This is a genomic window from Nocardia sp. NPDC006982 (genome assembly GCF_042869435.1).
Lineage (GTDB): Bacteria > Actinomycetota > Actinomycetes > Mycobacteriales > Mycobacteriaceae > Nocardia.
Genome location: NZ_JBIAFV010000010.1, coordinates 229,985 through 242,331, shown reverse-complemented (window position 1 = coordinate 242,331; position 12,347 = coordinate 229,985). Strand labels below are relative to the sequence as shown.

The following is a 12,347-nucleotide window of genomic DNA, read 5'->3' as shown; positions in this document are numbered from 1 at the left end:
CGATTTACGGTCATCCTATAGTTGGATGTCCAAGTAAATACAGGCACACGAGCAGACTGTGATTCATCCCACGGCAACCACCCAGCGAACCGAGTCGCCCGGCGACCTCGGCGGTCGCCGGACCAGCAGAACCGATCAGCCGGTCAGGCGGAGGACTTCGACGAGCGAGTGAGCAGCCACGCACCGGCGGCGAGGACCACCGTGCCGACGATCAGGATCGTGGCGATCGCGCCGACCGCGTCGTCGAACCAACGCGCGACCGCCAAGCCCACCGCCAGCGCGATCATGGCAGCGCCGCCGATCATGAGCACGGCCGAGCGCCGCGTTGCGTGCAGTGCGAAGCAGCCGACCACCCGGCGAGTACGAACTCCGTGCGCTTGGCGTCGACGTAGCCGGTCACGACGCCCGCCGCCGAGATGAGGACCGCGACGAGATAGCCCGCCCAGGTTTCGACGATCGCGCCGGTCCTGGTTAGCGCGACTTCACAGGCAGCCACCGCCTGCCACATTCGGCCGAACCGGCGAACCGAATTCGGTGACAGCTGCGGCCATGACCGCATCGCGCATCCCGGTCGTGACCGTCGGGGCTTCGACCGTAATCCATGCCGCGGCACTGATCTCGCACCAACGCGAGATCCGATCGACACCAGCGGTGCACCACTGCCGGACAGCCTGCGAGTTCATTTCGACTCACCACCAATCGCATTCGTGCGGTGTGCGGAATCCCCACCCTCCATCGGAACTCGAGTCGGGGTGGATGTCGCGGGTTGCGGTCACGATGAGCGGAATCCCCGGCAATCATTCGGCCAACAATCCGGGCGCGGTTCACCTGGCGCTGTGACTGCCATCACCGTAAGATTAGTTTGACGTCCTAGTATCGGGCGCCAAACAGGATCTCCCCCGGAGGACCCCCGTGGCCGACACCACCGCGCTCCACACGCCCACCCATCCCGTCCGATTCGTGACCTCGGCCGCGCTCTTCGACGGGCACGATGCGGCGATCAACATCATGCGACGGATCCTGCAGGCGCAGGGCGCCGAGGTCATCCACCTCGGACACAATCGCGCGGTCAGTGAGGTCGTGGACGCGGTGCTCACCGAGGATGCCCAGGGCGTCGCGGTGAGTTCGTATCAGGGCGGACATGTCGAGTACTTCGAATACCTCGCCGACGCATTGAAAAAGGCCGGCGCCGGCCATGTCCGGATCTTCGGCGGTGGCGGCGGGGTGATCGTCGCCGAGGAGATCGCGCGTCTCGCCGAATCCGGGGTGACCATCTTCTCCCCCGAAGACGGCCAGCGACTCGGCCTGCCCGGCATGATCAATCAGCTGATCCGGACCTGCGATTTCGATCTCGCCGCCGAGCCGCCGGTGCTGGACGCGGTACTCGCCGGTGAACGGGCCGCGCTCGCCCGCGCGATCACCTGTTTGCAGCAGGACACACTGTCGGAGTCCGATCGCCAGACCCTGGCCTCGGCCGCCGCCGCACGCACGGTGCCGGTGCTCGGCATCACCGGCACGGGTGGTTCCGGAAAGTCTTCCCTAACCGATGAATTGGTGCGCCGTCTGCGCTCCGATCAGCAGGACAAGTTGCGCGTCGCGATTCTCGCGGTGGATCCGACCCGGCGACGCGGCGGCGGTGCGCTGCTCGGCGACCGCATCCGGATGAACGCCCTCGACGGCGATCACATCTTCTTCCGCTCACTGGCCACCCGCGGCGGCCATGAGCTGCCGCAGAATATCGACGCCATCGTGACCGCCTGCAAGGCGGCAGGCTACGACGTGGTCATCCTGGAAACCCCCGGCATCGGCCAGGGCGACGCCGCGGTCACCGACCACGTCAACGTGTCGATGTATGTGATGACACCGGAATTCGGCGCGGCCTCCCAGCTGGAGAAGATCGACATGCTGGATTACGCGGATGTGGTGGCAATCAATAAGTTCGAGCGGCGCGGCGCCGAGGATGCACTGCGTGATGTCTCGCGACAATTGATTCGCAATCGCGAGGAATTCAGCAAATCTCCCGACGAGATGCCGGTATTCGGTACCAGCGCAGCCACTTTCAACGATGACGGTGTGACCGCGCTTTACCAGCACCTCACCGGATTGCTCGCCGAGCACGGTCTGCACCTGGAGCCCGGCGTACTTCCGAAGGTGGAAACCCGCTCCTCCACCAGGTTCGCGCAGATCATCCCGCCCGCCCGGGTGCGCTACCTCGCCGAGATCGCCGATACGGTCCGCGACTATCACGCCGATACGGCTACCCAAATCGTTGCGGCACAGCGCCTACAGCGGCTCGAGCAGGTGGCGGCCGAGCTGCCCGATGACATCGCGGTGGCCGAACTCGCCGAAAAGGCCCGCGACGCACTGCATGCCGACAATGCCGAACTGCTCGCGGGTTGGCCCGAATTGGCCGACTCCTACCGAGGCGATGAGCAGGTGGTTCGGGTTCGTGATCGGGAGATCCATACCCCGCTGCGCCGGGAGACGCTGTCCGGCAATTCCATTCCGCGCGTCGCGCTGCCGCGCTTCACCGATCACGGTGAGCTGCTGCGATTCCTGCGCTCGGAGAACCTGCCCGGACGGTTCCCGTTCACCGCGGGCGTCTTCGCGTTCAAACGCGATAACGAGGATCCGGCGCGGATGTTCGCCGGTGAGGGCGATCCGTTCCGCACCAACCGGCGCTTCAAGGTACTCAGCGAACATGCCGAGGCGACACGGCTTTCCACCGCTTTCGATTCGGTGACGCTCTACGGTCACGATCCCGCCGAGCGCCCGGATATCTACGGCAAGGTCGGCACATCCGGCGTCTCGATCGCCTCGCTCGACGATATGAAGGCGCTCTACGACGGCTTCGACCTGATCGCGCCGACCACCTCGGTATCGATGACCATCAACGGCCCGGCGCCGACCATCCTGGCCTACTTCCTCAATACCGCCATCGACCAAGCACTGGAACGGTTCTCGACCGCCGAAGGCCGCGAACCAACCGCCGAGGAGGCCGCCGATATCACGGCACGCACTCTGGCGACAGTGCGCGGCACCGTACAGGCCGACATCCTCAAGGAGGATCAGGGCCAGAACACCTGCATCTTCTCCACCGAATTCAGTCTGCGCATGATGGCCGATATCCAGGAATGGTTCGTGCGCAAGGGTGTTCGCAACTTCTACTCGGTCTCGATTTCCGGCTATCACATCGCCGAGGCCGGTGCTAATCCGATCAGTCAGCTGGCCTTCACCCTCGCCAACGGATTCACCTATGTCGAGGCATATCTCGCACGCGGCATGCAGATCGATGACTTCGCACCGAATCTGTCGTTCTTCTTCTCCAACGGCATGGATCCGGAATATTCGGTGATCGGCCGGGTGGCGCGACGCATCTGGGCCGTTGCCATGCGAGATCGCTACGGCGCCAACGAGCGTTCACAGAAGTTGAAGTACCACGTGCAAACCTCGGGCCGATCGCTGCACGCACAGGAGATGAGCTTCAACGACATTCGCACCACCCTGCAGGCGCTCATCGCCATCTACGACAACTGCAACAGCCTGCACACCAATGCCTATGACGAGGCGGTGACCACACCGACCGAGGAATCGGTGCGCCGCGCGCTGGCCATTCAGCTCATCATCAACCGCGAGTGGGGCATCGCGATGAACGAAAACCCGCTCCAGGGCAGTTTTCTCATCGATGAACTCACCGATCTCGTCGAGGAGGCCGTGCTCGCCGAATTCGATCGCATCAGCGAGCGCGGCGGGGTCCTCGGGGCCATGGAGACCGGCTACCAGCGGGGCAAGATCCAAGACGAATCCATGCGCTACGAGCACCGCAAACACGATGGCTCGCTGCCGATCATCGGCGTCAATACCTTCCGCAACCCGCACGGCGAACCGCATCGGGTCATCGAATTGGCTCGCGGCACCGAAGCGGAGAAGCAGTCACAACTGCAGCGCGTGCGCCAGTTCCAGAACGACCACCGCGATGCCGCACATGCCGCCCTCGCCCGCCTGGACGCGGTGGCCCGCACCGACGACAACATCTTCGAGGTCCTGATGGACGCCGCCCGGGTCTGCACCCTGCAACAGATCACCGACACCTTCTTCACCGTCGGCGGCCAATACCGCCGCAACGTGTGAATTAGGTTGGCCCGTCAGAAGATTCGCACCTCCGGAATCGAATCCATCTGACGCGCCCACTCCGGATACTTCGCCAACTTGGCGTTGTGCAGGGCCATGATCTTGTCGCGAAGTTCGGGATCCGGCTCATCCGATACATCGGGACCGATGGCGATCTTCTGGAAGTGCGGGACGATCTGCGGATCACCGGCAAGGTGGACCGGATCGTGCATGTAGCGCTCCATCGCATCGAGATCCTCGATGCCCACGCAATAGGCATGGGTCAGCCCTTCGCTCACGTCGCCCAGATTCTGGCCGACGGTCGCGAACGACACCGATTCGACTGAGGCGGTGCGCTTCATCAGCGCGAGTACCTCGGCCTTCTGCGCCTCGGTGGTCTCTTCGCGGAAGCCGAAGCGCAACAGATGAACGATCATGGATACCTCCTAGTTTGAACCAGCGAGTTCAATCTAGATAACTGACCGGTAGATGCACAAGAGTGAACCCGCAAGTTCAATCGGGCGCTACTATGCAGGGGTGACGGGTACGACGGCGGCGCGCGGGCGCATCGATAAGCGGCAGGCGATCCTGGACGTCGCATTCACCGTCTTCGCGCGGCGCGGCTACGACAAGGCCTGTGTGCAGGAGATCGCGGACGAGGCGGGCGTCGCGAAACCGACGGTCTACAACCACCTCAATGACAAGCAGACCCTGTTCCGGCACGCCGTGCTGGCCGCTGCCGATACGGTGGCCGCCGAAACCCTCGCGATCGTCGATCGCCTGCGCGAGCCGGGCGATGATCTCCCCGCCGCCCTCACCACGACGGCGCGCGCGCTGCTCGCGGAATGCTCCGGCGAGCGCGCCCGTTCGCTGCGTGCGCTGACCTACGCGCAGCTCGCCGCCTTTCCGGACCTGGCCGACACCGTGCTGGAGCGCACCTCGCGACACATTGCCGAGGCGCTGGCCGATCGACTTGCGCGACTCGCTCTTGCGGGTCGGCTGCAGACCAGCGATCCGGCGCAGGCCGCCGAACAGCTGCTCGCCCTGCTCACCGCGCCGCTGGAGGCCCGGTCGCGGCTCGGCACTCGCGAGGTGAGCGAGGCCGAGCAGGCCGATATCGCCGATGCGGCGGTGCGGACATTCTTGTCCGCATACGGTTCCCGCTGAACCCGAACGCGCCCGCCCGCGCGCGTGTGACAATCGCGATGTCAGGGCCTTCAGCGTGGTTGGGACGGCGGACATGGATCTCTCGAATATCCGGATTATCGACAGCCATATTCATCAGTGGGATCCGTTCCGCACGCCGCGCGAATTCAGCCAGACGGCGAAGTTGCTCCGGATGCTGCCCATTCCGATCGATTGGGCCAAGCGGGTGGCACCGCGCCGGGATCGGGAATTCGTCGGAGATCCGACCGCCTATGCGAATCCATATCTGCCCTCGAACTACCGCGCGGATGCCCACGGTGTCCCGATCGAGTCGATCGTGCATATCGAGGTCGGATGGACCGGAAAGGGCACGCTGGCCGGGGCCGACGAGACGAAGTGGGTGGCCGGGCTGTCATTCGGCGGCGACCATCCGGCACTCGGCGCAATCATCGGGAATGCCGATCCGGCGGCATCGGATTTCGCGGCGCTACTCGATGCCCATGTGGCCGCATCGCCGCTGGTCCGCGGCATTCGCGCGCATGTCGCACACCATCCCGATCCGGATGTCCGGCCCTATACCGAGCACGACAGCGCACTCACCACCAAGGAATTCCTCAACGGTTTCACGGCACTTGCCGAGCGCGGGTTGTCTTTCGAGGCCTGGGTGTATTCGCATGCGCTACCCGATGTGACGGCGCTTGCCGAACGTTATCCGGAAGTCCCGATCGTGCTCGACCATCTGGCCACGCCCGCAGGGATTTTCGGCCCGGTCGGCAAACACACCGGAACGAATCCGAGTCTGCGCCGGGAACTATTCGTCCGCTGGCGCGACGATCTCACGGCGCTCGCCGAAAACCCCAATGTGGTCGCGAAAGTCAGCGGCTTGATGATGCCGATCCTCGGCCACCCGGTACCACCACGTGGCACGTCGACACCGATTCCGGTGCTGCTGGATCGAATTCGCCCGCTCGTCGCACATGCCTACGAAGTCTTCGGCGCGGACCGCCTGCTGTGGGGCTCCAATTTCCCGGTGGACAAACCGATTACGAGCATCGCCGACAGCGCCGAGCTCATTGCCACCGCAGTCACCGAGCACGGCGGCGGACGCGATGAGCTCGAGCAGATCTTCCGAACCAACGCGCAACGCACCTACCGAATCGAATCCTGAACCGGGCCGAAACGCAGGAGCAAGGTTCGCGGCCCGGGGATCGGACCCGGCTGGTACCGCTCGATCAAGGGACGAAGGCTTCAGCGATTTGGCCGGTCAGGGTGTCGCGGGCGGTCGCAAGGGATGGGCCGTACCAGGTGAGGCTGCGGCCTTCGACCAAGGCGACAGGCAAGCCGGAGAATGCCTCGGGACCATCGGATCTGGTGAATACGTACGGCTCGTCAGGGAGCAGGACGAGTTCTACATCGCGGGTCAGCTCGTCCTCGGAGACGTGCGGATAGCGCTCGGTGCGGTCGACGTGCACGAGCCGGAGGCCGAGGCGCGCCGCCAGGTCGCCGGTGAAGGTGTTGTGGCCGACGACCATCCAGGGGTTACGCCAGATCGGAATGACTGTACTGCGCGTGGGCGCGGGAGCTGGTGCGGCCCAGGATATTTCGGCCTCGACAAGCCAGTCCGGCATCGGACCGTCCAGCGCTTCGGTGAAGAGTCGGCGCAGCGAGGCGAAACCCTCGTCCAGCGTTTCGATTCTGGTGACCCATACCGGGATTCCCGCATCGCGCAGCCGCTCCACATCGATGCGGCGATTCTCCTCCTGATTGCACAGCACCAGATCCGGTGCCAGCTCGATGATTCGGCGCACATTCGGATTCTTGGTGCCGCGAACCCGCTCGACGTCCAAATCCGCGGGGTGTGTGCACCAATCCGTCGCCGCGACAAGGACTTCGGGGCGACTCACCGCGACGGCCTCGGTCAGCGACGGAACCAGCGACACCACCCGATGCACCGGGCGGTCGATGCGCACGGCCGCGCCCAGGTCGTCGGTCACGAGAGAACCAGACGACACGGGACACGCGATTGCTCGGATGGCGTGGTGTGCATCTGCTCGAGGTGTTGTAGGCGAGCAGCGCGGATTTTTGAGGTCCTCTCCCGCCTAAAGGCGGGAGATTCCGGTCTGTGCGGGTATGCCGCGCTTCCGGTGGGTTCCTGCTTCAACGCCGGTCGCTCGGGCGAGGCCAAGTCTGACACCAGCTCCACAGGCGTTGGGCTGTCCGCACGTCCTGCGGCCAGAATGTTCTTCGCGGCGTTCACATCTCGATCGTGGGTGCCCCCGCACGCGCACGTCCACTGCCGGACACGCAGCGGTTTCCTACCAGTCAGCGCACCGCAGAACCAGCACAGCTGCGTGGATGGAAACCAGCGGTCCACCTTGCCGAAGCGCCGCTCGTACCGGGCGGCCTTCTGTTCGAGCATGCGGGTGAACATGGCCCACCCGGCATCGTGAACCGACTTCGCCACCCTTGTCCGCGCCAGACCCTTGACACACAGGTCCTCGACGTACACCGCTTGGTTGTCGCGGATGATCGCCGTGGACTGTTTATGCACCCAATCTCTGCGCGTATCGACCACCTTCGCGTGTGCCTTGGCAACTCGCAATCGCGCCTTGCCTCGGTTCCGCGAGCCCTTCTGCTTGCGTGACAACGACTGTTGCGCATTGCGGAGCTTGCGTTCGGCGCGGCGCAGGAACCTCGGGTTCTCGATCACCCTACCGTTCGAACGACGTCAACCCCAAGTCGATACCGACCTCGGAATCCGAGCCGGGCAGCGGCCCGGATTCGACTTCCACCACGAACGACGCGAAATACCTGCCCGAAGCATCTCTCACGACCGTCACACTCGATGGACCCGAGGGCAGCTCTCGTGACCAGGCAACCGACACGTCCCCGATCTTCGGCAACCGCAGCTTCCCGCCGGGAGTGACCTTGAACCGTGAGTTCCTTGTGAACCGGATCGACTGCCTGCTGTCCTTGCCAGACCGGTACCTCGGCGGCGCGACCTTGGCACCTGCGCGCTTGCCCGTTGCCGAGGTGAAGAAGTTGCGGTAGGCGGTGTTCAGATCGGCCAGCGCCTGTTGAAGAACAACCGACGACACTTGCCCGAGCCACTCCCGCTCCGGCGTGCGTTTGGCCGCGGTGAGTCGCTTCGACAATTCGCCGTCGCTGATCCGCTGCCCGGCTTCGAACGCTTCACGCCGGGCCCGCAACGCGTCGTTGAACACCACGCAAGCACACCCGAACGCCTTCGCCAACGACCGCTGTTACCCCACAGTGGGATACAAGCGGAAGTTGTACCGAAGCTGCACACCCCGACACTACCAACTAACTGAACCGAACTCAGCGGTCCAGGGCTTCGTAGAGCGCGCGGATGTCGCGCAGCCCGGCCGCGGCCGTCGGTTCGTCCTCGGCGATCATGCGCAGGGCGCGACGCAGCAAGGTCGGGTCCAGATCATCGATGGCGGGGCGGAATTCGAGCTTCGGGAGGTCGGGCAGTTGGATACGGTCGCCGTAGGGGTCGTCGGAAACTGTCGGGGTCGTATCGCGTTCGATGCCGACGATGAGGGTGTCCAGGTCGAGGCCGCGCAGGGTGAGGATTTCGCGAGGACGCTCATCAAGACGTTCGGCGAGCAGATAGCAGACCGCGGCCACATGTTTGCACGGCCAGCCGGGATCCGGGCAGGTGCAGGAGAAGTCGAGATCGGCGGCCGTCGTCGGGAGCAGATGCTCGCCCAGGCTCGTCGGCAGCGCACCGGAGGCGATTTCGGCCAGTACGCCCGGCGTGGTCCGGATGGTCTCGATGAGCAGTTCGAGTTCCTCGTCGCGCAGTGGCCGGATGGCGAATACCGAGGTGAACGGGCGCGGCTGACTCCCTTGGACTTCCGCGGTGACCGCACCGGGTTCGATCCGATAGCTCACGACCTGTCCGGCTCGGGCGTAGGTGCGGCCGCGGGCGAGTCGACCGGGTTCGGCCATTTGCTCGACCGCCTCGATCAGCGCCTTGCCCCACCAGGTTCGTCCGAATCCGCCACGGCGACTGCGTGCTTCTACCCCGCCGCGCACCGGGCGGCGTTTGCCGTACTTGCTGTAATCCTCGAAGGGACTCAATCGCCGACCGCCTCCGCGCCGAGGGCGAAGAGCCGATGCAGTTCGTCCGTGCTCAATTCGGTGATCCAGTTCTCGCCCGCACCGATGGCCAGATCGGCGAGTTGGCGTTTGCCGCTGATCATTTCGTCGATCTTCTCCTCGATGGTGTCGACGCAGATCAGTTTGCGCACCTGCACATTGCGCTGCTGACCGATCCGGAAGGCACGGTCGGTCGCTTGGTTCTCGACTGCCGGATTCCACCAACGATCCAGGTGCACAACATGGTTGGCCGCCGTGAGGTTCAAACCGGTGCCACCGGCCTTGAGCGACAACAGCATCAGCGGTGGGCCATCCGGTTCCTGGAAGCGCTCTACCATGGTGTCGCGGTGCTTCTTCGGCACGCCACCGTGCAGGAACGGGATCTTCGTACCGAAGCGCTCGATCAGATAGGGCGCGATGAGCTCGCCGAATTCGCGGAACTGGGTGAACAGCAATGCCTTCTCGCCATCTGCCAGCACCGCATCGAGGACGTCCTCCACCAGGGCGAGTTTGCCGGAGCGGTGACTGCCGCGGTGCAGCACGCCGGAGCCGTCGCCGAGGAAATGCGCGGGATGGTTGCAGACCTGTTTGAGCCTGGTCAGCGCACCGAGTACCGCGCCCTTGCGGGCCATGCCCTTCGCATCCTTCAGTTTGGCCATCATGTCGTCGACGACCGCCTGGTAGAGCGCCGCCTGCTCCACGGTCAGGTTGGCGCGCACCGTCATCTCCAGTTTCTCCGGCAGATCGCTGATGACGGCGGGATCGGTCTTCACCCGGCGCAGCACGAACGGCTGCGTGACGGTGCGCAGCCGGCTGATGGCGTTCTCGTCCCGATCGCGTTCGATCGGCACGGCGAACCGGGCGCGGAAAGTCTGTGCGCTACCGAGCACTTTCGGCATCGTGAAGTCCAGAATCGAGCGCAATTCTTCGAGGCGGTTCTCCACTGGAGTTCCGGTGAGCGCCAACCGATGTCGGGCAGGCAGCGCCCGCGCCGCCTTCGCCTGTCTGGTTCCCGCGTTCTTGATGTGCTGCGCCTCGTCGAGCACCACGCGATCCCACTGCTGCCGCGCCAATTCGACTGCGTCCCTTGCCAGGAGCGAGTAGGTGGTGATCACCAGATCCGCACCCGCAACGGCTTCGTCCAGTTCCGTACCTGACTCGCGGCCGACACCGTGGTGCACCAAAACACGCAGATCGGGGGCGAATCGCTCGGCCTCGCGCTGCCAGTTGCCGACGACCGACATGGGGCATACGAGCAGGGTCGGCCCTGGCGCACCGTCGCCACCAGGTGCCTCCTGCCCGCCAGCGCGCGCATCGCGGTCGTCCCGGCGCCGGGCTGCACTCCGCTGCCTCACATCGCGCAGCGAAACGACCTGTGCGTCCTCGGACCGCGCAGTACCGGTGTGCCGTTGCGTCAGTTGGCGATCGACCTCGCGTTCATGTACCAAGAGCGCCAAGACCTGCACGGTCTTACCCAGCCCCATGTCATCGGCCAGGATTCCGCCGATACCGTAGCGACTCATGGTGGCGAGCCAGGCCAACCCACGCTCCTGATACGGCCGCAACTGCGCCTTCAAACCGACCGGCGGAATCACCGGTACCGGCTCGCGGGTCTGGTCCAAAAGGTCCGCGGCCCAACCGGTTGCGCTGACCTCGGTGATCGGGACCTTCTCGACATGACCGGTGACGAGTTCGCCGACCAGATCGGCGAAGGTGATTTCGGTGTCGTCGAGATGGGCGGCGACATACCGGGCGGCGGCGGCCAGCACCTTGTGGTCGGCCTGTACCCATTCGCCACGCAGCTGCACCAGATCCGATTTCGAGCGGACCAGCCGTTGCATCTCGGCCTTGGTCAGCACGGTATCGCCGAGGGCGAGTTCCCAACGGTAGGAGACGAGTCCGCGCATGCCGACGGTGCTCTCGGCGGCGGGTACGCCGCTCTCCACGCGCAGCCGCATCGTCGGGGCACTGATATTCCAAGCGCGCGGCAGCAGCAGCCGCACACCCGCCGCCTGCAGCGCATGTGCACCGTGTTCGACCAGGTCCGCGACCACCTCGGTCGGCAGCAGCAAGTCCATCGACTGCGGATCGTTCGGCAGGTCGCGCAGGCGTGGATAGGCCCGCGTCGCCTCCCCCAGCTTCTCGATCGCGGTGCGGACCAGCACCGGATCACCCAGCAGCGGAACCGGATTCGGCGCTTCACCATCGGCGCGCAGACAGACCTGCAGCCGCCACAGCGCCACCACGTCATCGGCATCGGTATCGGCCTCGCCGAGCGCGATATCGCCCTCGGGCTCCAGCAGGCGCAACACCAACTCGGGCTCGTCCCCGGTCAGACTCGCCCGCCAGCGTTCCAGCACCTCGGCCAGCTGATGGCTGCCGCCGTCCAGGGCGACGTCATCGATGAGCGCGGCCACCAGCGGATGCGCCGACCGCGGCGGATCCATCAATTCCCGGACGATCGGATCGGCGAGTTCGGTGACCATATCCTCGAGCAGCATCCCCGGCTTCCCCGCGACGCGCAGCGCGGGCGGCATAGCCACCGCCAACTCCGCCAGCCAAGCACGCTGACGCTCGCCGCCGACCAACCGCCAGCGCACCCACCACTGCCCGTCGTCGCGGCGCAGCTCGGGGACAACCCGCCCGGCCCGCACCCACCGTTCGACACCGTGCGCCACATGCCCGAGAAACCGCAGATCCCCCGAAACCGCATCGACCGGCAGCCGTTGTCGCAGCGCGACCGCGGCCGCCGCAGGCACCATCGCATGTGCCCTTACCTGCTCGGTCGTCCCCGGTGACCCGCTGACCAGTACCTGCGCCCGATGCCGGAACTTCGACGCCGCCAGCACCCCGCCCAACGGTTCGGGTAGCACGACCGGGGCCTCCTGCCAGAGCAGCAAGCCCGATCCCGGCGACCACAGACCGTGCAGCATCACCCCATCCAATCAGGCGGGTCCGACGGACGC

The 12,347-nt window shown here is 65.2% G+C and carries 10 protein-coding genes and 1 pseudogene; 3 read left to right on the top strand and 8 right to left on the bottom strand.

The window, feature by feature from the left end:
- Positions 1-143 precede the first annotated feature (143 nt).
- Genes ACFYOW_RS33210 through ACFYOW_RS33200 form a run of 3 tightly spaced genes read right to left on the bottom strand, consistent with a single transcriptional unit; the run spans position 144 to position 683 of the window.
- Entirely contained in the window at positions 144-305 is a 162-nt protein-coding gene (locus ACFYOW_RS33210) for a hypothetical protein (RefSeq protein WP_387294015.1), read from the bottom strand.
- Positions 302-496 (bottom strand): hypothetical protein, encoded by a 195-nt coding sequence (locus ACFYOW_RS33205; RefSeq protein ID WP_387294014.1) that lies wholly within the window; start codon positions 494-496, stop codon positions 302-304. Before ACFYOW_RS33205 ends, ACFYOW_RS33210 begins: the two co-directional genes overlap by 4 nt.
- On the bottom strand, positions 483-683 hold the full coding sequence (locus ACFYOW_RS33200; protein WP_387294013.1) for a hypothetical protein: 201 nt from the start codon (positions 681-683) through the stop codon (positions 483-485). The genes ACFYOW_RS33205 and ACFYOW_RS33200 overlap by 14 nt, the downstream gene beginning before the upstream one ends.
- Before the next feature lie 229 nt (positions 684-912).
- Here ACFYOW_RS33200 and icmF point away from each other — a divergent pair, with 229 nt between their 5' ends.
- Positions 913-4,131, top strand: coding sequence for a fused isobutyryl-CoA mutase/GTPase IcmF (icmF, locus tag ACFYOW_RS33195; RefSeq protein ID WP_387294012.1), 3,219 nt, complete (start codon positions 913-915; stop codon positions 4,129-4,131).
- Positions 4,132-4,145: 14 nt separating this feature from the next.
- On the opposite strand, the gene ACFYOW_RS33190 is transcribed toward icmF, so the two are convergent.
- Positions 4,146-4,547, bottom strand: coding sequence for a Dabb family protein (locus ACFYOW_RS33190; protein WP_063046716.1), 402 nt, complete (start codon positions 4,545-4,547; stop codon positions 4,146-4,148).
- 100 nt (positions 4,548-4,647) lie between these two features.
- Between ACFYOW_RS33190 and ACFYOW_RS33185 the strand changes: the two genes are divergently transcribed.
- Positions 4,648-5,277: a TetR/AcrR family transcriptional regulator gene (locus tag ACFYOW_RS33185; protein WP_387294011.1), complete on the top strand. Its 630-nt coding sequence runs from the start codon at positions 4,648-4,650 to the stop codon at positions 5,275-5,277.
- Between the two features lie 73 nt (positions 5,278-5,350).
- The gene (locus tag ACFYOW_RS33180) at positions 5,351-6,424 is read left to right on the top strand and encodes an amidohydrolase family protein (protein ID WP_387294010.1); all 1,074 of its coding nucleotides are present in this window, start codon (positions 5,351-5,353) and stop codon (positions 6,422-6,424) included.
- A 64-nt stretch (positions 6,425-6,488) separates the two neighbouring features.
- Here ACFYOW_RS33180 and ACFYOW_RS33175 read toward each other — a convergent pair whose 3' ends face one another.
- The 4 genes and pseudogenes from ACFYOW_RS33175 to ACFYOW_RS33160 all read right to left on the bottom strand — a co-directional run bounded on the left by ACFYOW_RS33175 (position 6,489) and on the right by ACFYOW_RS33160 (position 12,314).
- A complete protein-coding gene (locus ACFYOW_RS33175; protein ID WP_387294009.1) occupies positions 6,489-7,250 on the bottom strand; it encodes a helical backbone metal receptor in 762 nt (253 codons plus the stop codon).
- Positions 7,247-8,480: pseudogene (locus tag ACFYOW_RS33170) on the bottom strand (RNA-guided endonuclease InsQ/TnpB family protein). The gene ACFYOW_RS33175 and the pseudogene ACFYOW_RS33170 overlap by 4 nt, the downstream one beginning before the upstream one ends.
- A 115-nt stretch (positions 8,481-8,595) precedes the next feature.
- The gene (locus tag ACFYOW_RS33165) at positions 8,596-9,363 is read right to left on the bottom strand and encodes an SWIM zinc finger family protein (protein ID WP_387294008.1); all 768 of its coding nucleotides are present in this window, start codon (positions 9,361-9,363) and stop codon (positions 8,596-8,598) included.
- Positions 9,360-12,314: a DEAD/DEAH box helicase gene (locus ACFYOW_RS33160; RefSeq protein ID WP_387294007.1), complete on the bottom strand. Its 2,955-nt coding sequence runs from the start codon at positions 12,312-12,314 to the stop codon at positions 9,360-9,362. Before ACFYOW_RS33160 ends, ACFYOW_RS33165 begins: the two co-directional genes overlap by 4 nt.
- Positions 12,315-12,347 lie beyond the last annotated feature (33 nt).

Coding starts and splice junctions, on each gene's coding strand:
- ACFYOW_RS33190 (WP_063046716.1), bottom strand. CDS start 4,547: ATGATCGTTCATCTGTTGCGCTTCGGCTTCCGCGAAGAGACCACCGAG.
- ACFYOW_RS33180 (WP_387294010.1), top strand. CDS start 5,351: ATGGATCTCTCGAATATCCGGATTATCGACAGCCATATTCATCAGTGG.
- ACFYOW_RS33160 (WP_387294007.1), bottom strand. CDS start 12,314: ATGCTGCACGGTCTGTGGTCGCCGGGATCGGGCTTGCTGCTCTGGCAG.
- ACFYOW_RS33200 (WP_387294013.1), bottom strand. CDS start 683: ATGAACTCGCAGGCTGTCCGGCAGTGGTGCACCGCTGGTGTCGATCGG.
- ACFYOW_RS33210 (WP_387294015.1), bottom strand. CDS start 305: ATGATCGGCGGCGCTGCCATGATCGCGCTGGCGGTGGGCTTGGCGGTC.